Below are 26,119 nucleotides of genomic sequence, written 5' to 3' on the forward strand. Positions count from 1 at the left end.
ATTACTATAATTTTATATTGTGTCAGTAATGCTGACGGTATAAATTAAAATTATAGAAGGTTGTATTATGAAAGGATTGCACTATTGGTATGGAATATTACTGGGTGTATTATTCTCGCTCATTGGTTGTAATGATAATAGCGCCAAGGTTGATGCTGTAACAGTCGATTTCTCTCCTAAATTTAGTGCATTTCAAGTATTCGATAATAACAATCAAACCATAGCTAAAAACGTTCAAGCACCTATTTTAGTTGCGGGAAAATTAACGGTAACTAACCTCGATCAAAATACCACTGAAGATTTTGATTGGAAAGCCTATTTAGACGTCGACAGTTTTTCAATATCATCTGCAACCACGTTAGGTTTAGCCCCCGCTAATTATCATTTCGTGCTTAATATACAGCATAATCAACAAGCTTATTATGGGGAACTGACAACAGAAGTTTCAAACGGTAATGCGTTAATCGATATGGTTATAACGCCAGTGTTAGGTAATATTGATACTCAAATATCGGTTAATCCTGAAATGGCGAAATTATTTTTTAATGTCGATGCAACGCAATTAAATCTATTGGCGTTGAATAACCCTATTGTTGGGATTGCGATTGATAATGCCGCAGAGATGAAATTTGCGATTAATCCTGCAACCTCACGTTCAAATCTTTATTTTAATATTGCTTTTGGTAATTACGATCTTGGGGTTAATTTTTACGATGATAATCAGCATATAGGTAAACTGGCTTTACCTAATTCAGCATTAGTGATTGACGCAACAACGACAGATATTCAGTACGATATTATTCCTTTAATGGCTATTGCGGTGTTTAACTTTGACGCGCAGGGAGATAGCACCAACTTAACCATCGAGATTCCAAATAATATTGTCGATCATGTCAATGGTCTTAATCATTTACGTACTCAACTTAAAGTGATCAACCCTGATAGCATGATTGTGTTTGATAATGCGATTACGTTGACGCCAGCCACTAGCCCAAATACGGCCTATCAAGCGACGATACCACTGAATATCAGTTTTGCAGACGCAAATAGTGAAGCGCTTTATTTAACCCTTAAATTTTTTGATGAAAGTAATCAGTCGGTGAGTGCTTTTGCAAGTTGTACCTCAGATAATTTTGTTTTAGCCAAACAAGATAAAACTCTTGGTTGCCAAGTGACATTTAATGATTCTGAGGTTGAAGTAGTCACGGCATTAAATGCGCAATTTGTAGTGAATGTCTATGACGCTAATGGCAACCCGATCAAAGGTGCAGAAGTTTATATTGATGATGCATCAACGCCGATTGGTGTAACAGGCGAAGATGCCTTTACCACCGATGGAGCATTAGTGTTTACAGCCAGTGTCGGGGCGCACGATATTAAAGCGCAAGCAATTGGATTTATGGCTCAAAAAGCTGTGACAGCGGCACCATTAAGCATTAATAACGTCGATTTATATTTATCACAACGCCAAGATACAACCGATCATCTTGAAACAGCTAATTATGATATGCGAGTCGCTGCAACGGCTAATGTCAATATTACTCCCACCACCACACAGGTAAATGCACAAACAACATTGACGCAGCGATTACCGACGTTGAATGTCGATTTTGATAAAAAAACCGGTGTCGCGCGGGTTATCTATAATCAAACCGGTTATTTAACCGAAGCTGATCCGACAAAATCAACAGCAACAGTAGTAATGGAGTTTCTTAATCAACAACGTGGCTTATTACGGTTATCTGACACCGATTTGGCTAATGTCAGTCAGCAAGTTCGTCAAACACAAGCGACGGGTTCACAACGCTATTACTTTCAACAGCAACGTCATGGACGCGATATTTTTAATGCCTTATTACAGGTAAATGTTAATCGTGATGGACGTATTTTAAGTGTTAACAATGGTTTTTCACCCGCCGTTGATCAAGTCATCGTTAATAAAGCCGCTCCTGCGGTGTCGGTGCAACAAGCGATCATTAATGGTGCTAGAAAAGTCGGGATCAACCTGATTCATCAACCAAAGATCGACAGCGAAGATCTTAGTCGTGACGATCAAAAAACCACGCTAACGGCAACAACCGCCTCTAAAGAGCCGATCGATGCCACACTGGTATATTTTCCAGTCAAAGGTGATCAACTACGCCTAGCATGGAGTTTTATTCTATTTACCCACGACCAACGCCATGTCTACCAAATGCTGGTGGATGCTCAAAATGGTGATGTACTGGCATTCTTTGATCAAGTAGATAGTGATAGCTATGAAGCGTTTCCTATTCCGGTTGAATCGCCAAATCATGCTACGCCATTAAATACTCGTCAAGTGATCAGCAACCCAGCGGCTAGCCCAGGTTCACCGTGGAAATGGCATGATCTTGATGCCAGCATTGGTGCTGAATATACCATTATGCGCGGTAATAACGTCCATGCTTATAATGATTCAAATAACAGTGGATCACCGACAGGTACAGAGCCTGATTGTGGCGCAGGACTAAATTGTTTATTTCCATTGGATTTAACTTTATCACCAGCAGATAGTAGCTATGCTGCGACAGCGAATTTGTTTTACTGGAACAATATTATCCATGACATTACTTATTTATATGGTTTTGATCAGGCATCGGGTAATTTTCAGGTGAATCAATACGGTGGTGCTGGGCTTGGTGGTGATGATGTACGTGCGGAAGCACAAGATGGCGGCGGCTATAACAATGCCAATTTCTATACTCCTGCCGATGGTAGTCGACCTCGAATGCAAATGTACTTATGGAACTTAACTACGCCAGAACGTGATGGTGATTATGATGGCGCAATCATAGTTCATGAATATGCTCATGGTATTTCTAATCGTTTAGTCGGCGGCCCAACCAATGTTAACTGCTTGAGTAACTACCAACGCCCATCTGAAGGGATCAGTGATTTATACGCCATTATGTTAACCCATCCTGCTGGTATGACTGGAGCAGATCCTCGCGGAATGGGAACCTATGTACTTGGACAACCAATAACAGGTGCAGGTATTCGCCCGCAACAATACAGTACCGATCCTGCGATTAATAATTATACCTATGAGAGTATTACATCTGGCATGTCAGTGCCTCATGGTATTGGCTCGGTGTGGGCGCAGGCGGGTTGGGAAGTATATTGGGCATTAGTCAATGAACATGGCTTTGATAGTGATTTGTATAATGCGATGGGAGGCAGTGGTAACCAACGTGCGTTGTTATATTTTACTGAAGGACTAAAAAATACTATTTGTTCACCGAGTTTTATTGATACACGCGATGGTGTCATTCAAGCTGCAATTGATAATTACGCTGGTGAAGATGTGTGTCTAGTGTGGCAAGCCTTTGCTGATTTTGGTTTAGGTGTTGATGCGGTTTCGGTCAGTAATAATAGTCTCAGTGTTACCAATGGCTTCGCGATTCCAACCGCTTGTGATGATACGGCTGATGTTTGGGTTGAAGATACCCATTATGATTACACCGGTACCGCGCCAGATACCGGAAATGAGCCTGACGCAAATATGGTTGGGCAAAGTATGTGGCGCAGTAAAGCCATTTGGAACCGTACCACTGTTGGTAGTACAGGCGGCCATCAAAACCCTGAATATGGTCAGCCAAACGAGATCAATGTCAATGTTAAAAATCGCGGTGCAGCGACAGCCTTTAATACCACGGTTGAGGTGTATTGGGCGCATGCTGCAACAGGACTATCATGGCCTGCAGATTGGACCTTATTGGGGACAGATACTATCGGTAGTTTAGCCGTTGGTGCTGATACCAATGCGACAGTCGGCTGGACGCCACCAAGTACGGGTCATTACTGCTTAATTGCTCGATTGGTAAACCCACAAGATCCAATGACTAACCCTGAAACCAGCAATATTAATTACAATACCCGTTATAACAATAATATTGCGTGGCGTAATATGAATGTGGTTGATTTATTAGCTAATCTAACCCAACAAATTAACTTTATCGCCCGTAGTATTACTAAAGATAGTAACCCGATAATTCTTCAGATTGGAACAGCAGAGCAGCAACGGTTTTTACAGCAAGGCGGGCAATTACAGATCAATTTAGTTAACTTTACGGGTCAAGATGAATGGCAAACGATCACCCAATTGCCGCATATTATTCGTAATCTAAATGCTGTTGTAACCCCTAATAACCAAGGCTTAAACGAAGGAGAAGTTAAATTACTTTTCAAAGCTGATCCGATGGCAATCACTGATAATACGCGTGGTATTTATCAATTGGATGTGATGCAACTCGATGATAATGCTAACCAAGCCAATGGTGGTATTGCGTATGAGATAATTACCCGCACCCATCTGACAGATAGTGATAACGACACCGTACCTGATATTCAAGATCTTGATGATGATAATGATCAGCAACCTGATATTGTTGATAATTTCCCACTTGATATGTTACGCCAGTAATTTGTTGGTAGCGTAAAATAATCAAGCCCCGCAATTGCTGTTTAATGGCAATGGCGGGGCTGTTTTTATCTGGCTTGAGGCTTATAAACCAATTTGTTCGGTAATAATGGCAATAATTGCCTCTGGTGATTCCGCTTGACGTAAGCTATCACGGAAACTTTCATGAATAAGTTTGCGGGCAAGACCTGCAAAGATACGCATGTGTTGATCACCTTGGTCTTTATTTAGGGTTAGCATGATAACGAAATCAACTTCGCCAGAGTCAGACATCCAATCGACAGGCTTATCAAGGTGAGCAATACTGATACTTGAATGACGAATATGGTCAGATTTAGTGTGTGGAATCGCAAATCCATGTCCTAAACCGGTTGAGAATACCGCTTCTCGCGCCCATACATCTTCTTCTAACTTATAGGCGTCATCAGTACGGCCTTGAATACCTAAGTTACCCACTAGCGCTTGGATCACTTGTTCTTTGTTTGCAAAGTCTGCGCCTTTAAATACACATTGTTTAACTAATATTGGCTTAACTTGGGCTTGAGCATGACGTTGTTCAAGTAATGCCTCGACTTCTTCAATAGTGGCGCACTCACACGCCTGTGAAAATAGTGTTTGGCTATCAGCGAAGTTGATTTCAGTTAACTGTGCTTTAGTGGCGGCAATCTTTGGGGCGCTCATACTTATTTCGTTAAGGCCTGCGCCAACAAGTAAGGGTAATACTTTACTGTCTGCACCAAGTTCACCACATAAACCAACCCATTTACCATGGGCATGTGCAGTCGTAACGACTTGCTTTAATAAGCGTAAGAAAGCAGGCGCTAAGCTGTTATACAGTTTTGATACACTAGCGTTATCACGATCAACTGCTAATAAATATTGGGTCATATCGTTGGAGCCGATACTAAAGAAATCCACTTCCTTACAGAATAAATCGACAATAAATGCCACAGATGGAATTTCAACCATGATACCGAGTTGAATATCAGCATCAAAAGCGATGTTTTGAGCTGTTAATTGCTGTTTAACGAGTTCTAATTGTTGCTTAACCCAACGAATTTCTTCAATACTTTGAATCATTGGAATCATGATTTTTGCTTTACCATGCACAGAGGCACGTAAAATAGCCGTTAATTGAGTATGGAACAGTGCTAAGAACTGTGGGTAAATACGCACTGCACGGTAACCTAAGAACGGGTTATTTTCATGGGGTAGGGCAAGGTAATCAATCGGCTTATCACCACCGATATCCATGGTACGAATGATGACCGGCTTATCATTGGCAGCAGCTAATACTTCACGGTAATGATTAAATTGCTCTTCTTCATCGGGTGCTTGGTGACGATCCATAAACAGCATTTCAGTGCGGAATAAGCCAATTCCTTCAGCCCCTTGTGCAAATGCATTATCCGCTTCGACTGAACAAGCAATATTGGCGGCGACTTCAATCGTGTGACCATCAGCTGTGGTTGCTTGCTGGTGAGCATATAAACTTTGCTGTTGTTTAAGCGTCTGCGCTAATGTAATGGCACGATCGAAGTAACCACTAACTTCATTGCTAGGCTCGATAGCCAGTACACCTAACTGAGCATCAACATAAACATGATGGTTTAATGCTGCCGCACAGTCTTTAATTTCAATCCCTGATAGGGTTGGAATATTAAACGCACGCGCCAAAATCACGGTGTGTGAAGTGCTGCCAGCATGGGTTAATACCAAGCCTTGTAATAACGCTTTATCAAGCCCTAAAAACTGACTTGGGGTTAAATCGTTGGCGATCACAATACTTGGTTGCTGAAGTGAAAACTCTGCTTGGTTATCAACTACTGTTGGGTAAGCTGCGGTTAATAATTGGATCGATACATCTTTGATATCCAGTACGCGTTCACGTAAGTAACTGCTTGCAGACTGCTCAAGTTGATGACACAGTTTTTCCATCACAGCCAAAATAGCATTAGCCGTCGAGTGGGTTGCTAGTAGTGTTGTTACGCCATCAATAAAGCTTGAGTCATTAATAATCGCTAAATGGGCGCTGGTGATTTCTTGCTCGTGGTGTGATCCCGTAGCAATGATGTGATTTAAGTGAGTACTAACTTGCGCGAGTGCTTGCTCAAAACGTTGTGCTTCATTGTTATCGTGTATTGCTGTTGCAAACTGCTGTGGATCGACTTGACTCATCGCAACTAAAACACCACAACCAATACCAGGAGCAAGACGTTTACCTGTGATCAAATGTGGCTGGTGGCGTAACAATGATTGCGGTAATACGATTTCGCTATCATCAGCTAAGGTCTCTAATGCTTCATCACAATGAGGAAATTGTTGCTCAATGTAAGTCTGAAGTGTCTGACATGCTTGTTCACTGTCTGTGCCTTCAAAGCTTATTGTACAATTATCATTTAATAGCGTATCGGTGCCCACTAAGGCTAAAACACTTTTTGCATCACCTGAATTATTAGTGCGGTGATTAGTGAGTGTAATTTGACATTCAAATTGGCGGCACTGTTGTTCTAAATGGTTAGCTGGACGAGCGTGAATGCCATTGGGTAATACACATTGAAACGAAAATTGATGATTCATAAATAAAACGCCTTAAATTTATTTAATATTATTGGTGAGTTAACAACAGTTGCTGACATTGAGAAAAAATGCGTCGTGGATGCTGTAATGCATCTTGAATAGAAACTTCTAGACAGCGGTGTTTATTAAAACGATCGCTTTGCTCAACATTAATGTCGGCGGCGAGAATAACAATATCAGCGCGCTCAACATCCTGTTCAGTGAGGCGATTTTCAATTCCCATTGCTCCTTGGGTTTCGACTTTTATTGTGATTCCAAGTTTTTTTGCTGTCTCAGTGAGTTTGTCGGCAGCCATATAGGTGTGTGCAATTCCTGTTGGACATGCGGTGATCGCGACAATTCTCATGTGTTTCTCCTGCTGTTAAATAATTGAATGCTTGGGCAATGGGCTCAATATAAGCACTTCATCGTCAGCAAGATAGAAGAGAAACGACGCTTTTATAGGACATTTGTAACCGTAATAACCAACCGTGATAAGGATCTCATTGCTTTTTAAGCTGGTAGCGACATAACCTACTAGCATTTTTGTGCGTAGTGAGTGAGGAAGGGGTAGTATTCAAATGGCTATATTGTGAGTAGTTATTGAGTAGTTTGTATGTAAAACGGTAGTAATTAGCTTGAAAACAAGAGGGAGTAATACTAAGGCGTATATAAACGCGAATAAGGGATAAATAAAAAGGCAGCATGAGCGGGGGACTGCATGCTGCTAAAGGTATTTTAATAATATAATGATTATATCTATTTAAGCTGTAATTTTATTATTACCCATTTTTTAAAAATAGAAACTGGATAAATATCATTTTAATAGCACTATGCTATCTAATAATTTTTTATGTGATATCACGCAGCTTAAAGTTAATAATTAAACTATCGTTATTGTTGTTATTTAATTAAATACTCAACTTTATGGTTACCAATAATTTTATAATTATAAACTGTGATATTGAGTCAAAATATTGCTATATAGCAATGGGAGCTTCGTTCCAGCTATTTATAACCGCTACAAATATGCAGTGAATGCGTAATTAATCCTATATCACCATCAATATTTATTCTTAATAATGCTCGCCAATAACGATACAGAATATCATTTAAGAATAACGATCAAATTATGTTCGTGGTCATGAATGATAACTCTGACTGTGAACATCAATTAAATCGATAACAAAAGGATTTGAAATGAAATTCAAACGTACTCTACTTGCAATGGCCGTTATTGCTGGCACATTTGGTCTAACAGGCTGTGATGACGAAACCAATAATATTACTGTTACTCATCCTAATAGTGGCGATACCTTACCGCCGGTTGATGAAGGGGATAAGCCTGTTTGTCCACCAACGGGTGATGAAGATTGTGATGATAAACCTAGCACAGAAAAGCCAGTGATCGATATGGGTGTCCATGTTCCTGTTGACTTAGAAGGCATGGATGTTACCCGTTATGTTAACCCTTTTATTGGCACTGGTAATTTAGGCAATACTTACCCAGGTGCCACAACACCAAATGGGATGGTGCAATTATCACCTAATAATGGCTCTAACGGTTGGGAATATATCTCAGGTTATTATTACCATGATGCCCGTACCAGTGGTTTCTCTCATACTCACCTTTCAGGGGCGGGTGCGGGCGATCTCAATGATATTTTGGTGATGCCGATTAACTCACGTTCTGATTTTATGATCAACGAAGGCTCTGCCACGCTTAATCTAGAAGCCTCGCATTTTAAACATCAAGATGAACAAGCAACGGCGGGTTATTACAAAGTTGATTTACTAGATTATGATATTACTGCCGAGCTAACCGCTTCCGATCGTGTTGGTGTCCATCGTTATACGTTCCCGCGTGATCAACAATCAGAAATCATTGTTAACACCGGTTTTAAACTTAACTGGGATTACACTTCAGACTCGTTTATCCGTTGGGATAAAGAAAATAACCGTTTGATTGGTCATCGCTTATCTGATGGTTGGGCTGCATCTCAGAAAGAATATTTTGTGATGGAGTTTGATCAACCGATTAAAAATGTTCGTTTTGCTTATTACGACAAAGAAACTAAACAATACGTTAATGCGCCGGCTGATTTTACTGAAATAGGCTCAATTAATGGCTCTCAAACCTATGATATAGTTAATGATCGTGATGTGTTTGGTAAATATCAATATGCGCGCGCTTATGTTGAATTTGATACCGAAAAACAAGGCTTAACCGTTGAAGCAAAGTTAGCTCTATCAAGTACCGCAATTGGTAACGATGGCACCAATAAAGCGCCATTAAGCGGTGCATTTTTAAACTTGACTGAAGTGGCAAATAAAAACTTTGATCAAGTACGTTTAGATGCCACTAATGAGTGGGAAACGTTATTAGGTAAAGTCAAAGTTGAAGGTGATGAAGCTTATAAGCAAACTTTCTATACTGCGATGTACCATGCATTCTTAGGTCAAACCACTCACTCAGATCTTGACGGTAAATATTACCGTGCTTTCCAAGGTCGTAATGCTTATCCAAATGGTCGCCCATCGTGGGGTAAAGAAGCGCCATTAGTGGATGATATTCGTTTAGCTGATGCTAACAACGATGGCAAGGCCGACTTTACTCGTTATGATACTTTCTCTCTTTGGGATACATACCGTAACGTGCAACCACTCGCTTCTATTTTGACGCCAAATTCATTAGCTGATGTGGTGTTATCGATGTTGTCGTATGCAGAAGAAGAATTTACACCTTTAGATGCAGCTGGTAATGCCGCTCAACCACGCAAAGGTCGTCTACCTGAATGGACATTTAAAGGTAACGAAACTGGCATGATGATGGGGATGCACTCAACTCCGGTTATTTATGATGTACTGGAAAAAGGCATTCTTGATGCGCGTATGACTGAGCTTGGCTTTAGTCAATTAGAGCAAGATGACATTAAAGCGCGTTTGATCAATGCGATGGTAACCGATGCTCGTAGTGGCTCAGCTGTTTCGTGGATCAAAGAGTATGAGAAAAATGGTTGGGTGCCAGCACAACTTCATGATGTCGAGGCTGATGCATATGGTAAGCACTCACCATTTAAAGACTCATGGACAGCCTCATACTCACTTGAATATTCAATGAATGATTGGATGATCGCCAAATCAATTGCACTAGTATTTGGTGAAGATGATCCGCGTTACACTGAATTTGCTGACCGTTCTAATAACTGGCAAGCGCAGTTCGATTTTGGTGGTGAGCCTAATACACCGTGGAAAGGCTGGTTTAAAGCTCGTGATTATGATGGCAAATTCATTGATAAGAATTGGACTGATCCGAAAACTGGTGGTACGGCAGGTAAAAACTGGCGTCCTGATATGTTTAACTGGGCGTTCTCAGAGTCAAATGGTTGGCAATACTTCTTTAGCGTGCAACACGATATGCATGGTCTAAAAGATCTGATGACCCAAGTTGATCTTAAATCTAACCCAGACGCTAAAGATGGGGCATTATTTGCTGCGCGTTTAGATGAATACTGGTCAACTTACCCTGATCGTAATGCAGGTGATAACCAATTCCCAGTGTTTAACACCGGTAACGTTGGTCAACATGTTCAAGGTAACGAACCCGATCTTCATGTACCGTATTTATATAATTATGTTGGTCAACCATGGAAGACTCAAGCAGCGATAGCAGCATCAACTAACGTTTGTTACGACAACACCGCTGATGGTATTTGTGGTAATGATGACTTTGGTACCCTTTCTTCATGGTTTGTGTTCCGTGCTCTTGGTTTCTACCCAGTGAATGCGGGCAGTATCTATGAGATTGGCACGCCAATGTTTGAAACAGCCTCGATTGATGTCGGTAATGGGCAATCGTTTAACGTTACTGCAAAGAACGTCAGTCGCGACAATATCTTCATTCAAAATGCGACCTTTAATGGTAAAGCGTTTAACCGCACTTACTTAACCCATGATGAGATCATGTACGGTGGTGATTTGGTATTCACAATGGGTGATACGCCAAATAAACTGTGGGGAGCGGCAGCAGAGTCAATGCCACCAGATACTGGTATTGGTGAGTTCTTACATGCTGATTCGTTACCTGCTGGTGCGCGATAACTAATAAGAAAGTATAAGCATTAATTGTAATTATTATTCTAAAAATCCTACGGTGTTTATCGTAGGATTTTTTTTGTGTTTTTTATATTCAAATCATAATCGATATCAAACATTGTATTGTTTATGAAGTCATTTATAGAATCAGTGTTTGTTATATTAAGATTTATTTTAAAGTGAAATAAAGCGTAATATTAATAGAATATCTATATGTATAAATAGAAAAATAAAGCTATTAAGAATATTGATAGATTATGTATTGTTAATAAATACCACTGGCTATGAGTAATTTATTGTTACCAGTAAGTGTTACGTTAAATACGTTGAATATCATTATTTTCAAGGCGCTTAGAATATAAATGGCAATTGGAGATATTATGCCTATTTCTCGTCGTAACTTTTTAAAATCTGCTATCGCCACCGCTATTGCAGCAAATGGTTTAACATTATTCCCCGCAAACTTTGCATTTGCTGATGATACAATTTTAATTCCTAGTGCAAGTCACTGGGGACCTTTCTATGGTGTAGTAAAAGACGGTAAATTAGTCGGTATTCAACCTCGTAAAGAACTTGATCCACAGCCAACTGAAATGTTATTAGAAGGCTTATTAAGCCGAACTTATAATAAAACACGTATTAAATATCCAATGGTACGTAAATCATATTTAGAAAATTTAGGTGGTGATACTAAACCTGAATTACGCGGTAAAGAGCCGTTTGTTAGAGTAAGTTGGGATACGGCATTACAATTAACAGCCAGTGCTATTTTGCATACTATTGAAAATAAAGGTAACCAAGGTATTTTTGACTCATCTTATGATGGTTGGTCAAATACGGGGTTATTACGCCCACCTGTTGTTCAAGGACGTTTCTTTAATTTAATCGGTGGTTGTAGTACCACTATTGGTGACTATTCAGCAGGTGCTTCAACCGTTATTCTGCCGCATATTGTCGGTGATATGGAAGTATATTCACCTCAAACAGCGTGGCCTGTTATTGAAGAAAACACCGAGGTATTTGTTTTAGTTGGCAGCGATCCTTGGAAAACCAACCGAGTTGAGTTTCGTGTAGCTGATCATCAAATGCAAAGCCATTGGCTGAAGTGGAAACAAAAAGGGATTAAGTTTATTTCAATTAACCCTAAACGAACCACGACAGATCGTAATTTAGACAGTGAGTGGGTATCAATTATTCCAGGTACAGACACTGCGCTATTTAATGCGATGGCTTTCCATTTACAAGATCAAAAATTAGCTGATCTTGAATATTTGAAAAAATATACCGTTGGTTATGAACAATATCTTGATTACTTATTAGGTAAACAAGATGGCGTAGCGAAAACCCCGGAGTGGGCGGCTAAAATCACTGGTATTTCAGCGGCTGAAATTAAAAAGCTAGCAGTACTATTTAAAACGAAAAAAACTCAAATTGCTGCTGGTTGGGCAGTTCAACGTGCTGATCACGGCGAAATGATCCACTGGTCAATTATTAACTTTGCCGCTATGGCTGGTAAAATTGGTAAGGCTGGTGAAGGCTTTGGTTTTAGTTGGCATTATGGTAACGGCGGTATGCCACAATCAGGTGCATCACTACCTGTAACATTAGGTCAAGGTTTTAACCCTGTTTCTGCGGGTTGTCCGGTTGTTTTGCAAGCTGAAATGCTACGTAACCCTGGTAAGTCATTTACTTATAATGGCCAAACATTGAAGTTCCCTGATATATCTATGGTATATAACTCAGGTAATAACTTGTTCTCACACCAACAAAACCTCAATGCTTTGATTAAAGCAATGAATGATAAAGTTGAGACTTATGTTTGTCAGGATACATGGTGGTGTGCGTCAGCTCGATTTGCCGATATTGTTTTACCCGCAACCAGTGCATTAGAGCGGATTGATATTACGTCTGGTGGCACTTATAGCAATAATAAAGTTTATGCTATGCAGCAAGTGATTGAACCTTATGGTGAAAGCTTAGATGACTTTGAAATTTTCCGTCGTTTAGCTAAAATCTTCCATGTAGAAGATAAATACACTACGGGTAAAGATATGATGACGTTGCTGAAAACAGCATATGAATCATCCACTGCCGCGAAAATCAAACCATTTGATGAGTTCTGGAAAGATGGTGTTACTGTAATGCCAACCCCAGAAAAAGCCGATTACTGGCAACGTCATGGTGCATTTTATGATGATCCAGAGAAATACCCATTACATACGCCATCCGGTAAAATTGAGTTATACAGCGAATCTATCGCTAAAATGAAGCTTGATGATTGCCCACCTGTACCAACATATATGCAGCCGTTTGAATTTTTAGGTAATGCTAAAAAAGGTCAATTGCATATTCTGAGCCCACACCCATGGATGCGCTTACACTCACAAATGGCAAACGCAGATACCAATAGTTATGAGTGTGTTGACGGTCGTCAGTATTTGTTAATTAACGAACAAGATGCGCATGATCAAGGTATTGTTGATGGCGATCTTGTCGAGTTACATAATGAACGTGGTGCGCTACTTTGTGGTGCTAAATTATCAAAAGAAGTTCGCCGTGGCGTTGCTTGTCTCCATGAAGGCGCATGGTTACAGTTAGATAAATTAGGCCGTTGTAATAGTGGCCAGATTAATATTCTGACATCAGATCAATCATGTGGTGGACTAAGCCAAGGTACCAGTGCGAATACCTGTTTGGCGTATTATAAAAAATGTACTAATCCATGCTCACCTAATAAAGCTTATGAGCCGCCAATGATAGAGCAACCTACAGGGCCTAATGATGGTTCTATTTTACCAATGGTTGATTTGAACATTGATGGTCGTATTGCCTTATTGCATAAAGCTAATGCGGGTAAAGCAGCACCGAAGATTAGCCGTGGCCAAGAAATTTTCTATGCTAGTTGTACTATGTGTCACGCAGCACCGAACCCAGCAGCACATACGCGTGCTCAATGGGCAGGGATCACCCAAAGTATGTTCCCTCGAGCAGGGTTAAGTGCCGCTGATCGTAAACTTGTTTTAGAATATTTAGATAAGCACGCAGCAAAAGCATAGTAATGTTATCTGTTATTATATTTTGGTGTGAAGTGACTTAAAAAGCTTATATATAGTTAATATAAATCCCATGACTTTTGTTGTGGGATTTTTTATTTAGAAATAGTCGAATTAATTAAACAGTCTAATAAATAATAAATTGTGAGATTGAGTCAAAATATCTAAATATAATAATGGGAGCTTAGTTCCAACGATTTATAACCGCTACAAATATGCAGTGAATGCGTAATTTATCCTATATCTCAGTGTTTTTTTATTCTTAATAATATCGCCACAATACGGTGATTATTATTCAAGCGCGAATAAATAATATCTACTTAATAAATGAGATTGTTTTAATTTTATTACTATCGCTTTGATAATTAAGTGGTGTAATACATAAAAGGATGGATATACGATGTTTAAACCGTCAATAGTTGCAGCAGCAATCGCACTCTCAATAGGTCTGAGTGGATGTAATAATGATAATGGATCAGGATCGTCAACCAGTAAAGATGATCTGCAGCCAACATTGGCAGTATTAAAATATGTTGATCCTTTGATCGGCACTGATGGTTTAGGCAACGTTAATCCAAGTCCAGTAACGCCTGAAGGTATGATCCAGCCAAGTCCTGATAACTGGAATCCTAATAATTGGGGCGGCAAAGGTTCACCTTCTGATTATCATCATTATTTAAATCAATTGTCTGGTTTTAGTACTACCCATATCTCCGGTGCAGGTAAAGGCGATCTCAATGACTTTGCTTTTCTGCCTTATACCGATTTTCATTCAACAGCCGTTACCATGGACAAGCAGACTGAGCTCTCAAAAGTGGGCTATTACGCAGTTGATTTGATTGAAACTAAAGTAAAAGCAGAGTTAACCGCCACCGATAGGGTTGCCTTCCATCGCTATAGTTTTCCTGAAGGCAAAGATCGTAAAGTGAAGATCGACTTACAGCATGAACTACTAGAACAATATGGTAACCATTCACGCAGTATCTACTATAAAAAAGTCGCTGATAATGCGATAGCGGGAGCCCGTACCAGTAATGAATGGGGTCAGTGGCAAACTGTTTATTTTTATGCTGAATTTTCAGAACCATTCAGTGGCCACATGGCCTATGTCGATGGTAAACAAACAGCAGTGACGGAAGTTGGCCTAGCTGATTATCAAGGTTATGGCGATAAGCGTGATCGTGTTCGTGATGTAGTGACCCATTTAAACTTTGGTGAAGGTGAGCAACCGATCACGGTAAAAATTGCAATTTCAGGCACTGGTATTGATGGTGCGATGGCAAACTTACATGCTGACACTAATGGCTATGATTTTGATGATGTTGTAGCAGATAACCAACAACAATGGGCGAATGTTCTTAATAAATTTACCATTAAAGGTGGCACTGAAGCCGATAAAACTATGTTCTATACCTCGTTATATCGTACCTATGTCGCACCATTTGTGTACCAAGATGTCGATGGTAAATACCGAGGTATGGATGGTAAAGTTCATCAAGCCGATGCGGATTTTACTAACTATTCAGTCTATTCAATGTGGGATACTTTCCGCGCTGCGCACCCCCTTAAAACCATTATTGATAAAGATCGCGCTATTGAATATGCCCATGATTTAATGAATAAATTTAAAACAGGTGGGGTATTACCGAAGTGGGAATTACATTCTGACTACACCGGTGAAATGGTAGGCTATCCGGCAGTATCGGTCATTGCCGATGTAATGGTTAAATATCCAGAGGCATTTACTCAGCAAGATTTTGAATTAGCACTTAAAGCCGCTGATGTGTCAGCGAACTTTGATCTTACTATTACCCAAGATTGGGTGCCTTATAAAGATGCTTGGAATGGTGATAAACGCTTTACAGTCATGACCCGTCATGGTGAATATGCTGAGCAGCATGGTTATGTACCTGCTGATGCTAAAAAACAGCCGCAAGATGGTGGCGTTGCCCAAGATAAATACGATGAGTTAGTCAATGAATCGGTGTCATACGGTTTAGAAAATGCGTATTACGATTGGTGTATTGCTCAAATCGCTAAGTTAGCCGGTAATGAAGCACAATATGACCGTTATATGGCGCGTTCACAAGCTTATAAGCCTTACTTTGATCTTGATAAAGCTGAGTATGGTAAATATGGTGCGACTGGATTTATGCGCCCTAAAAATCATGATGGTTCATGGGTAAATAACTATCCATCATGTGCCATTAATGGTCAAGGCGATCCAATTACGCCGTTACCAGTAGACTGTGATATTAGTGATGCCACATCGTTTGATATTTTCTGGCCTTATCGCGCCGAGCACCGTGGTCAAGATTTCACTGAAGGTAACACTTGGCAATGGAGTTGGTTTGCACCGCATGATATTGATGGTTTAAAACAGACCATGGGTGGTGAAGCGAGCTTCTTGCAGAACTTAGATGCATTATTTACCGCCAACGATAAAGCTGATACCTCACAAGGAGATATGACTGGTTATATTGGTCAGTTCATTATGGGTAATGAGCCTGATCATCATGTGCCATACCTGTATAACTGGACTGCCGAGCCATGGAAAACCCAAGAGTACGTTGATCAAGCAATGAAAGAGTTTTTCCATCCAACCAAAGCGGGTTTAATTGGCAATGAAGATGTCGGTCAAATGTCAGCTTGGTACATTATGGGCGCGTTAGGTTTTTATCAAGTTAACCCAGGTGAGCCAATCTATACCATTGGACGACCATTATTTGATGAAGTGAAATTTGATATTGATGGTGGTCAATTTACTATCACGGCTGAAAATAATAGCCCTGATAATCTTTATGTTGAATCGGTAACGATTAACGGTAAACCACTTAATACTCACTTAACTTTTGCGCATGATGAAATTCGTGCTGGCGGTGAACTACATTTCGTGATGACTAATAAAAAGCCAACGATGAAATAAGTTCTTACACAGTGATAAATATTTGTCTTTAATGGTCAAATAAAGCGCAATGACAATCTTGTTAGTTATTGATTAACAATGATTAAAAGCTAATTCTATGCAAGTAGGATTAGCTTTTTTTTTACGAAAAATAGTAATAATGAGGTCAAACCCACAAAACAAAACAACAACTATTGTTTAAGCCAATGATTGAGAATAAATTCATTTGGCTACGAAAATCTTATGCCTCGTTAAGTCAATCCTGAACAATTGGCTTACGAGGCAGTCCTTCTTTATTCCATTTATTCCTTCGCTTACACTTCATCGCTCTGTCTCCACTGTTGGTATTTTCTTTCGTTATGACAACTGTAATCATTTTATGTTGTAAACTTTCAGCTTAATTAAACAGCCAAAAAAACACCGAACATTCAATCAGTGCTTGAAAATGAACTTATGTTACAAGGTGACAAAGCTGATTGAGCCATCATGTACAAAACGCAATATATTACTGAGAGCTTTTGGGGTATGAATGTTGGTTTTGCTAAAGTGTCGCCAAAAATGCAAATAGTGATTAATAATGCTCTATTGTGTGAACGAATAAAACATAACAGCTGAGCTGTCATGCCTGAAAAACAGATGAGAAACCACCTTAAATTAGGTGATTTAGTTGAAGTGAGAATTAAAGAAATGAGTAAGAGTTGATTGATATTATTAAATATTTATTCCATGGTTGGTAAAGATACTCAAGTTCTACTTAAAGATACTCAAGTTCTACTTAAAGATACCATAAACGATATAGTTGAAACTGTTAAATCCTCACTTCAATAATATAGGTTAAAGGTAGGTGGTCATGCACCAAGCGTTGAATAGCGTGAATAAAACCGTTGCAATAATGAGGTACGATAGCATTATCAGCTTGGTTATTTGTTTTTAGTGTTACTTGGCATAGCAATTCATGCGAATTGTTGCTCCAGAGGCAATGTAGTTAAGTAATGCTTTACACCTATCACTAATAATTTGATTATTATTATTCTGACCTAGAGTCAAAGATTGAATTAACCCAGCAGATTCATATTGGTCTAATGGAATGACCATTGTACCAGTGAGATTTTTATCTTTATTGCAATACGCCTTTATTGAAACTTTCTTTGGCGTATTTCTGCAATTACTCACTTCAATAGTAATATTTTCTGTCATTTTTTACTCTTTAAATAGGATAGTAGAGGTGGTGTAGATAATAAAAAGCCTTAAACAAAGTTCAAGGCTTTAAGGGATCATTTGGTAATGAAATTATTTTTCAGGGTGTTACTTATTACATCCGTGCTTTGAAGATATTAACGATTTCTTCTAGGCTCGCTTGACGTGGGTTAGTTAAAGAACAAGCATCGTTGAGGGCATTTTGTGCCATAAACGCGAGCTTATCTTCAGTTACACCCAAATCAGTTAGACGTTGTTTAGTACCAACTGCTGCTGACAAACCATCAATTGCTTCAAGGGCTGCATTAACTGCTTGCTCTTGCGTCATTGCGGCGGTCTCGATACCCATAGCTTTAGCAATGTCAACAAAACGTTCTGGTACTTGCTTGGCATTAAAGCGTGAAACTTCAGCCAATAAGATTGCGTTACATAAACCGTGTGACAGGTCGTAAACACCACCTAATTGGTGTGCCATTGAGTGAACGTAACCTAGAGAAGCATTTGAGAATGCCATGCCAGCTAAGTACTCACCGTACTGCATTGCATCACGTGCTTCGCGGTCTTGACCGTTATTCACTACAGCTTCTAAGTTGTTAACAATTAACTCAATCGCTTTGATTGCAGATGCATCAGTGATTGGTGTTGCAGCTGTTGAAACATACGCTTCAACGGCGTGCGTTAATGCGTCCATACCTGTGGTTGCCGTTAGGAACTTAGGCATTGCGACCATTAATTCTGAATCGTTAACCGCAATAATAGGGGTGAAGTGCTTATCAACCACTGGGTATTTGGTTTCATCTTCTTGGTTAGTGATGATCGCAAATACTGTCATTTCTGATGCTGTACCCGCAGTTGTGTTCACGGTTACCAATGGCAGTTGTGGTTTCTTAGATAGATGTACGCCTTTAGAGTAATCACGAATATGACCACCGTTAGCTGCCACCAACGCGATACCTTTAGCTGTATCGTGTGATGAACCACCACCAAATGAAATCACAAAATCAGCATGGCTGTTTGCAAGGAGCTCTAGGCCATCATCAATGTTTTTCTCTGTAGGGTTTGGCTGCACACCATCATAGATAACGTATTCAAGGTTATGTGCAGTTAACTCGTCAGTTAGTTTGCTAACCAGACCTACTTCAACTAACACACTGTCAGTGACGATAAGGGCTTTTTTCAGCTCTTTTGATGCAAGTTCAGCACCTAGAGATTGAATAGCGTTAGGACCCATTAAGGTTACAGGTGGCATGTAAAATACATTGCTCATAGTAAAACTCCGATAATTATTTATTAATTTATAGTGACTTATCGCGTTAGCCATAAGTCTGAATTTGAGTTTACGTTGAGGGATATACTGTAGGAGAAATGTATATCCTTACCGATTTTAGTGTTGCTGTCTGTTTCGATGTAGTCATATTAACAATTACAGAAAAGTTAACAATACCAGTTAAAACAAAAACACTATTACCACATAGTAACAATAAAAAATGGAATAATGGTTGTAGATTTTTAGATGAGCATTTTAATGTATTAGTTAGATTAAATAACTTCTATTTTAATATCGTGTTCAAATATTGTATTTATATTATCTGAATCATATTTATCATTAATTAAGAAATACTATTTTTATATTTGGTAATAATAAAGCAAGGTCATGAATGTATATATTAGAATCTCATTTTTATATACGTTTTATGTTTATACGATTAGTTCATTATTAATGATTTAATTGTATAAATATAATTAAGACAATGATGTTAGCATCGTACACATCAATTTTAGATATATATTATTTTTATCTGTACGCTAATTTTATGTTTGTAAATTTAGTGTGCTTTTATTTTTATGATTAATTCTGTGCAATAAAAATATTATTTAATTTACGGTACGTAACGTATAAAAAACACCCACATTTGTATTAGTTATTTTTTAATTATTTAGGAATTCAGTAATGTCCGATAGGAACATATTTAAACAACCCAAACCTTTTTATTTAATTTTTTCAATCGAGTTTTGGGAAAGATTTGGTTTCTATGGAATGCAAGCCATTTTAACCGTGTATATGGTTAATATTCTTGGAATGTCTGAATCTGCAACCTTCACATTATTTGGTGCTTTTACTGCGCTTGTTTTTGGGTCTGTTGCGATAGGTGGTTGGGTCGGCGATAAAGTATTAGGCACTAAGCGTACTATTAAACTTGGAGCAATGATTCTAACCATTGGTTATACATTATTAGGATTATCAGCAAGTAGTCATTATGGTGACTCTAACTTAATTTATATTGCGATGGGTTTTATCGCGATGGGTAATGGTTTATTTAAAGCGAATCCATCAAGTCTGCTTGCTAAAACGTATGGTGAAAATGATCCTCGTCTCGATGGTGCATTTACCATGTATTATATGGCGGTTAATTTAGGGTCATTTTTCTCTATATTATTAACGCCTTGGATAGCAGAAAATTTTGGTTATAGTTTTGCGTTTGGCGCGAGTGCTGCGGGGCTTATTATTACTATTGCTAACTTTATTATTAGTGGGCATGTTGTTAAAAAAATCGGTTCAAAGCCTGATATGAAACCACTTAATGTTATGTATTATATGGGTATTTTAAGCGGCGCTATTATATTAAGTTTTGTTAGCTCTATTTTATTGCAGCATTTATTTTATGCCCATTTAATCTTAATTATTGTGGGTGTTATCATTGTTTTTCTGTATTTTCGAGAGTCATTCTTATCTCATGGCCTTGAACGTGCAAAAATGATTGTAGCATTTATATTAATGTTGCAAGGTGTGATGTTTTTTGTCCCTTTTCTTCAGATGCCAACATCCGTTAACTTTTTTGCTATCCATAATGTGTCTCATGATCTTTTTGGCTTTGCTATTGCTCCTGAACAATTTCAAGCATTGAACTCATTATGGGTGATGGTCGCAAGCCCAATACTGGCATTTATATATAATAAATATGGTGATCGTTTTGCGATGCCATTGAAATTTGCTATTGGAATGGTATTTAGCAGTTTTTCATTTTTAGTGTTGGCGCTTGGTGCTCATTTTGCAAATAACGATGGTATTATCAGTTCTAACTGGCTAGTTTTATCTTATATTTTTCAAGCTATTGGTGAGATGCTGGTGTCAGGATTAGGCTTGGCAATGGTTGCTCAACTAGTTCCACAGCGTATGATGGGATTTGCGATGGGAATGTGGTTCTTAACGTTAGCAACCGCAGCAGTATTTGCCGGTTGGGTTGCAACATTAACAGCAGTACCGGTTGGGATTGTCAATCCACATCAAACACTCACTATTTATAGTCATATATTTAGTCTTATTGGATACATCACGGCAGCAATTGCATTATTAACATTAATTATCGCGCCGCTATTAACGCGAATTATGCGTGGAGAATCAAAAAAGGCAACGCTGGCACTGTCTTAAGTGAGTTAAATACAAAAAACAGTGGTTGTAATATTAATATTTCAATCACTGATTTTTTTAGATGAATGCCGATTCGTTAACAATGTTATCCCAACACCAATTAATAATGCCGTTTACTTAATATGAACGGCATTTTATTTGGCTAACGCTTGTCACTTATCATAAATAGCCCTAAAATAACTGTACAAAAACACAGTATAGCTAATCATGATAACACTCACCACCAATATACAAGCGGGGATCACCGGATTTGAAAATCCCACTATTCGCTTTCGTAAGCAGCCTTTAAACCTACAAACTTTATTTGTACATAGTCACACATCAATGCGCATTATCAGCGCTGACAATAGTTATCAAAAATTTGGTATTGCTAAAGGTGACTGGCTACTGATCGACAGTGCTTTGCAGGCGCTAGCCACTGATCTAGTATTATTTGAATATCATGGCGAGAGCCACATTGCGCGCTGGAACGTATTGTGCCAACACATTGCAGCCTCAGGAAAAGCGTGGGATGAACTGCATGTGATGGGGGTGATCAGCGTTTCTATTCACCATTTTCGTCAACCACCGTCTTTACCTTGGCACAGTGATTTAACCGAAATCGACTTACACCAACTTATTGTTACTCAAGAGCACTCAACATTATTGTGTCGTGCTGCGGGTGTTTCGATGCTACCGCACATTTGGGATCGCGATATTTTGATCCTAGAGCGCCACCTCACGCCAGAAAACGACGATGTTATTGTGCTGGCGTTAAATAATGATTTAGTTGTAAAGCGGATCAATGTGCACACTAAAACTCTTTATTCAGACAATTCCAGCTTTAAGCCTTATTCAATCACTCAAGATGATTACACTCGCCTGCATGGTGTGGTTCGTTACAGTTTACGTTTACATCGACCGATGCCGTTATGATTTGCTTACTAGATGGCACTCGCTTTTATGCTGAGTCTTGCATTACCTATAAACCTGCTTTGCGGAATATTCCGCTGTTGGTAACCGCAGGTCAAGGGATCTCTATTGCTGCTAACCGTGCTTGTACTGATCTTGGTATCGGCAAATTCACTCCGATATGGGAAGAGATTGATCACCTACGAGCCCACAACGGTATTGTATATAAAGCTAACTTCAACACTTTTTCACACCATTCAGATCGCTTTATGACTGCGCTTGAAAAACACATTGATGGTGCGCGTTCGATGCGCTATAGCGTCGATGAAGTGTTTTTTGATATTAGTCACTTACAAAGCATCAACGTCGATCTCAATCAACATGTAGAAACGCTGCGTAAAGCCATTTATAAAGAAACCGGTGTACCAACAGGGGCGGGCGTAGGTAAAACCCTCACCTTAGCGAAAGTTGCCTCGTGGGCTGCAAAAAATTGCCAACCTTATCAAGGGCAATGCGTACTGATGAGCGAGCAACAGACCGATGCAATTTTAAAACAAATGCCAGTCGGTAAATTGTGGAACATTGGTCGACAACTAAATAAACAGCTGTTACAAGAGGGCATAGTAACCGCCTATCAATTGAAACAATGTGACACTAAGACTTACCACAAACGTTATTCAATTAACGTCGCTAATGTGATTTCAGAGCTTAATGGTATTACTTGTTTAAATTTTTCAGCTCAACGGGCCAAGAAAAAACAGATTTGGTCGACCACTTCTTACCGCGATCGCTTACGTCACCAAGATGATTTATTTGCTGAACTGGCACACCATTGCGCTGAAGTGATGCGCAAAGTACGCGATCAAAAAACTGAAGTGAAAACGCTATCGTTTTTTATTAGCACCTCAAAACACGATCACTGTCGACCATTTTACCGTCGCGGTGAGGTGACATTTGCTAGCGGACTGACTGATACCAGCTTTGCCTTACAACAACTGCGAGCGCAATTTAATGATCTTCTGCCAGATAACCTTGCTCAGCAGCCGATCTATAAAGTAGGTGTGGGTGGCAGCAGTTTAATTGATGCTGAAATAAAGCAATTTGAGTTATTTAACCGTTTTGATAATAAAGACAACTTAAACAGTACCCTTGATCAACTCAGCGACCGCTTTGGCAAAGGCGTGATTGGATTTGCTTGTCAGCAGCGCAGCTATCAAGAGCGGCAAGGGGAGATTGAGATGTTAGAACTTGAGAATTACTACACCGATATTAACGAGCTTGTGGTGGTGAAGTGTATCTAGAAACAGGCCACGCCAATGTAGCCTCACAAGAGCAGCGTTTTTACTCGTGATCAGTGCAATTTAAGTTGGTTTTGTTGATGGTTTATTATGGGTGGTTTGTTAAATGTCGCAATGCGGGTTGGGGAGGTTAGTGAACTGGTTTCGTTGGGGTATACTCAAGGCGAACCATCCTAGACACTATATAAAAGCGATCCCCTATAGCTGTATAATATCGCTAGTACATTTTAGGCATTTGAAAAATCATGAGCGAAAAGATAATCCTCCAAGGTAAGGAGGCAATGGAATTATGGCGACAAGGTAAAGATGCGTGGAATGAGTGGGTGGAAAAAAATCCCGTCGCAGATGTTAGTTTTATTAGTGTGGATTTTTCAAAAAAAACACAAAGAACAGCCCTACCACAAGTGAGTTTTTCTGGATTTAAATTCCCTGATGGCAACGTGGATTTTTCATACGCTCAGTTTGGCAAGGGAGACGTGGATTTTTCTAATACTCAATTTGGCAAGGGAGACGTGGTTTTTTTTGATACTAAGTTTGGTGAAGGTGATGTGAGTTTTCGTGGTGCTGTATTTGGCGAGGGTGACATAAGCTTTTTTAAGGCTGAGTTTGGTAACGGATTTATACACTTTACTCATACTAAGTTTGGTAACGGAAACGTGACATTTACTCATACTAAGTTTGGTAACGGAAACGTGACATTTGGTGATGCTGAGTTTGGTAACGGAAACGTGACATTTGGTGGTGCTGAGTTTGGCGAGGGTAACATAAGCTTTTGTTTGAAAACATTTGGCGATGGTGCTGTGAACTTTGTTCGAACTCAATTCGGAAAAGGACATGTCAGCTTTAGTGGTACGGAGTTTGGCGAAGGGAACGTAGACTTTTCTAAGACTAAATTTGACGAAGGGGACGTAGACTTTTCTAAGACTAAATTTGGAGAAGGGAACGTGAGTTTTGTTGCTACTGAGTTTGGCAAAGGAGCCGTAAGTTTTAGTCGTGCTGAGTTTGGCGAAGGGGTCGTAGATTTTGATGGTACTGAGTTTGGTCGACATGCTAATTTTTCCTTATTAAATATTCATTATAAAACCGAGCGGATTGGTTTTCGTTATGCTGTATTTAATGGAAGTCTTGAGTTTTCAACTCAATCAGAGATAAGCGTCATTCCTGACTTTATAGGAACAAAAACCACAAACCATACATCCTTTAGTGGTTTGAAATACAAACTTAAAAGAGATGGATGGGGTATATTTAGTAAAGCGGTAAATGAAAATGACGGTGAAAGTCTCTGTCGCCTCAAAGAAATAGCTGATAGTAACAAAGAGTATGTAACGGCTCTCCGTTTTCATGCTGATGAAATGCGTGCTAAACGATGGCAAAAAGAAAGAATGGGAACGGCTGCAAGCCTATTAGATATGTGGTTTGATTTTTTTAGCCGATACGGTCAATCGATCTGGCGTCCAATAGTAGGATTATTCTTAACTATTGTTACTTCACTTTTATATACCGTCGGTTTTTTCTTTCCCCTGTTCACTCCTTCATCGTATGCTCAATGGTTTACTAATATGGGAAATATTAGCTATCAGACTTGGGTCTATGGATTTGAAATTGCATTGAGTCGAGCCATACCGTTTTTAGGTGGAAAAAGGATTGATACTAAAACCAGTGAAATTACGGAATTATTACCCGTTCACTTTGATATTGTGAGTGCAGGGTTCAGCCTATGTGCTTTCGCCTTTATGTTTCTAATTGGTTTGGGCTTGAGAAATAGATTTAGACTGTAGTGATGAATGTAATAATGGCTTTTGGTATTCCGTGTGGTATTACAACGCCACACCCACAAAAGTCCAAACACTACATTCAATTCATTACCAGATGAGTTCAACCTCCGTTATCACAGTTGAATCGGATTTGTTGGTGTAAATGTAGGCTTGAATAGTTCTAATAGGTCGCTTCGGCGGCCTTTGTTGTATCTGGACGTTACTGCGTATCAGGTAGGTTAAATACAGTTATTATTGACCACATTATTGACCAAAATTACGTAACACGTTTCTGCCCCAAAACGTGTTAGATCAAATATTCATTCATATTTTATTAACGTGATTTTGGATTAGTTTCATGAGCTGGGTATATGAACAGTTATAATGGAACATGGTGATTTTATTGCTTGAGTTCCGTTTTTAATAAGAAATATTTCTTGTTAAAAACAGAAGTAAAATCATAACCAAATGAAAATTATGCGATTTAATATTTCAG

Annotated in this window: 12 protein-coding genes; 8 read left to right on the plus strand and 4 right to left on the minus strand. The window is 39.2% G+C overall.

Annotated elements, in window-relative coordinates:
• Positions 1–67: 67 nt before the first annotated feature.
• On the plus strand, positions 68–4,444 hold the full coding sequence (locus PAND9192_RS10185; protein WP_087853715.1) for a M36 family metallopeptidase: 4,377 nt from the start codon (positions 68–70) through the stop codon (positions 4,442–4,444).
• 81 nt (positions 4,445–4,525) lie between these two features.
• Here the strand turns inward: PAND9192_RS10185 and ptsP are convergent, their stop codons facing one another.
• A complete protein-coding gene (gene ptsP, locus PAND9192_RS10190) occupies positions 4,526–7,021 on the minus strand; it encodes a phosphoenolpyruvate--protein phosphotransferase (RefSeq protein WP_087853716.1) in 2,496 nt (831 codons plus the stop codon).
• 28 nt (positions 7,022–7,049) lie between these two features.
• Positions 7,050–7,367 carry a PTS fructose transporter subunit IIB gene (locus PAND9192_RS10195; protein ID WP_060996858.1) on the minus strand — a complete coding sequence of 106 codons (318 nt, stop codon included), beginning with the start codon at positions 7,365–7,367 and terminating at the stop codon, positions 7,050–7,052.
• 833 nt (positions 7,368–8,200) lie between these two features.
• Between PAND9192_RS10195 and PAND9192_RS10200 the strand changes: the two genes are divergently transcribed.
• From PAND9192_RS10200 to PAND9192_RS10210, 3 genes are all read left to right on the plus strand, one after another.
• Positions 8,201–11,101 (plus strand): GH92 family glycosyl hydrolase, encoded by a 2,901-nt coding sequence (locus PAND9192_RS10200; RefSeq protein WP_087853717.1) that lies wholly within the window; start codon positions 8,201–8,203, stop codon positions 11,099–11,101.
• A gap of 374 nt (positions 11,102–11,475) precedes the next feature.
• On the plus strand, positions 11,476–14,151 hold the full coding sequence (locus PAND9192_RS10205; RefSeq protein WP_087853847.1) for a molybdopterin-dependent oxidoreductase: 2,676 nt from the start codon (positions 11,476–11,478) through the stop codon (positions 14,149–14,151).
• A gap of 397 nt (positions 14,152–14,548) precedes the next feature.
• Complete coding sequence (locus PAND9192_RS10210; RefSeq protein WP_087853718.1) at positions 14,549–17,074, plus strand: GH92 family glycosyl hydrolase; 2,526 nt, start codon at positions 14,549–14,551, stop codon at positions 17,072–17,074.
• Between the two features lie 915 nt (positions 17,075–17,989).
• On the opposite strand, the gene PAND9192_RS10215 is transcribed toward PAND9192_RS10210, so the two are convergent.
• Together PAND9192_RS10215 and PAND9192_RS10220 are read right to left on the minus strand one after the other, a co-directional pair.
• Positions 17,990–18,250 carry a hypothetical protein gene (locus PAND9192_RS10215; RefSeq protein WP_087853719.1) on the minus strand — a complete coding sequence of 87 codons (261 nt, stop codon included), beginning with the start codon at positions 18,248–18,250 and terminating at the stop codon, positions 17,990–17,992.
• Positions 18,251–18,365: 115 nt separating this feature from the next.
• Positions 18,366–19,517 carry an iron-containing alcohol dehydrogenase gene (locus PAND9192_RS10220; protein ID WP_087853720.1) on the minus strand — a complete coding sequence of 384 codons (1,152 nt, stop codon included), beginning with the start codon at positions 19,515–19,517 and terminating at the stop codon, positions 18,366–18,368.
• 684 nt (positions 19,518–20,201) lie between these two features.
• Here PAND9192_RS10220 and dtpA point away from each other — a divergent pair.
• The 4 genes from dtpA to PAND9192_RS10240 all read left to right on the plus strand — a co-directional run bounded on the left by dtpA (position 20,202) and on the right by PAND9192_RS10240 (position 25,647).
• Positions 20,202–21,680: a dipeptide/tripeptide permease DtpA gene (gene dtpA / locus PAND9192_RS10225; RefSeq protein ID WP_087853721.1), complete on the plus strand. Its 1,479-nt coding sequence runs from the start codon at positions 20,202–20,204 to the stop codon at positions 21,678–21,680.
• A gap of 207 nt (positions 21,681–21,887) precedes the next feature.
• A complete protein-coding gene (locus PAND9192_RS10230; protein ID WP_087853722.1) occupies positions 21,888–22,595 on the plus strand; it encodes a S24 family peptidase in 708 nt (235 codons plus the stop codon).
• The gene (locus PAND9192_RS10235; RefSeq protein ID WP_087853723.1) at positions 22,592–23,872 is read left to right on the plus strand and encodes a Y-family DNA polymerase; all 1,281 of its coding nucleotides are present in this window, start codon (positions 22,592–22,594) and stop codon (positions 23,870–23,872) included. The genes PAND9192_RS10230 and PAND9192_RS10235 overlap by 4 nt, the downstream gene beginning before the upstream one ends.
• 278 nt (positions 23,873–24,150) lie before the next feature.
• A complete protein-coding gene (locus PAND9192_RS10240; protein WP_159458232.1) occupies positions 24,151–25,647 on the plus strand; it encodes a hypothetical protein in 1,497 nt (498 codons plus the stop codon).
• Positions 25,648–26,119 lie beyond the last annotated feature (472 nt).

This window comes from Photobacterium andalusiense (genome assembly GCF_900185625.1).
Classification (GTDB): Bacteria; Pseudomonadota; Gammaproteobacteria; order Enterobacterales; family Vibrionaceae; genus Photobacterium; species Photobacterium aquimaris.

Coding starts and splice junctions, on each gene's coding strand:
- PAND9192_RS10185 (WP_087853715.1), top strand. CDS start 68: ATGAAAGGATTGCACTATTGGTATGGAATATTACTGGGTGTATTATTC.
- ptsP (WP_087853716.1), bottom strand. CDS start 7,021: ATGAATCATCAATTTTCGTTTCAATGTGTATTACCCAATGGCATTCAC.
- PAND9192_RS10195 (WP_060996858.1), bottom strand. CDS start 7,367: ATGAGAATTGTCGCGATCACCGCATGTCCAACAGGAATTGCACACACC.
- PAND9192_RS10200 (WP_087853717.1), top strand. CDS start 8,201: ATGAAATTCAAACGTACTCTACTTGCAATGGCCGTTATTGCTGGCACA.
- PAND9192_RS10205 (WP_087853847.1), top strand. CDS start 11,476: ATGCCTATTTCTCGTCGTAACTTTTTAAAATCTGCTATCGCCACCGCT.
- PAND9192_RS10210 (WP_087853718.1), top strand. CDS start 14,549: ATGTTTAAACCGTCAATAGTTGCAGCAGCAATCGCACTCTCAATAGGT.
- PAND9192_RS10215 (WP_087853719.1), bottom strand. CDS start 18,250: ATGACAGAAAATATTACTATTGAAGTGAGTAATTGCAGAAATACGCCA.
- PAND9192_RS10220 (WP_087853720.1), bottom strand. CDS start 19,517: ATGAGCAATGTATTTTACATGCCACCTGTAACCTTAATGGGTCCTAAC.
- dtpA (WP_087853721.1), top strand. CDS start 20,202: ATGTCCGATAGGAACATATTTAAACAACCCAAACCTTTTTATTTAATT.
- PAND9192_RS10230 (WP_087853722.1), top strand. CDS start 21,888: ATGATAACACTCACCACCAATATACAAGCGGGGATCACCGGATTTGAA.
- PAND9192_RS10235 (WP_087853723.1), top strand. CDS start 22,592: ATGATTTGCTTACTAGATGGCACTCGCTTTTATGCTGAGTCTTGCATT.
- PAND9192_RS10240 (WP_159458232.1), top strand. CDS start 24,151: ATGGAATTATGGCGACAAGGTAAAGATGCGTGGAATGAGTGGGTGGAA.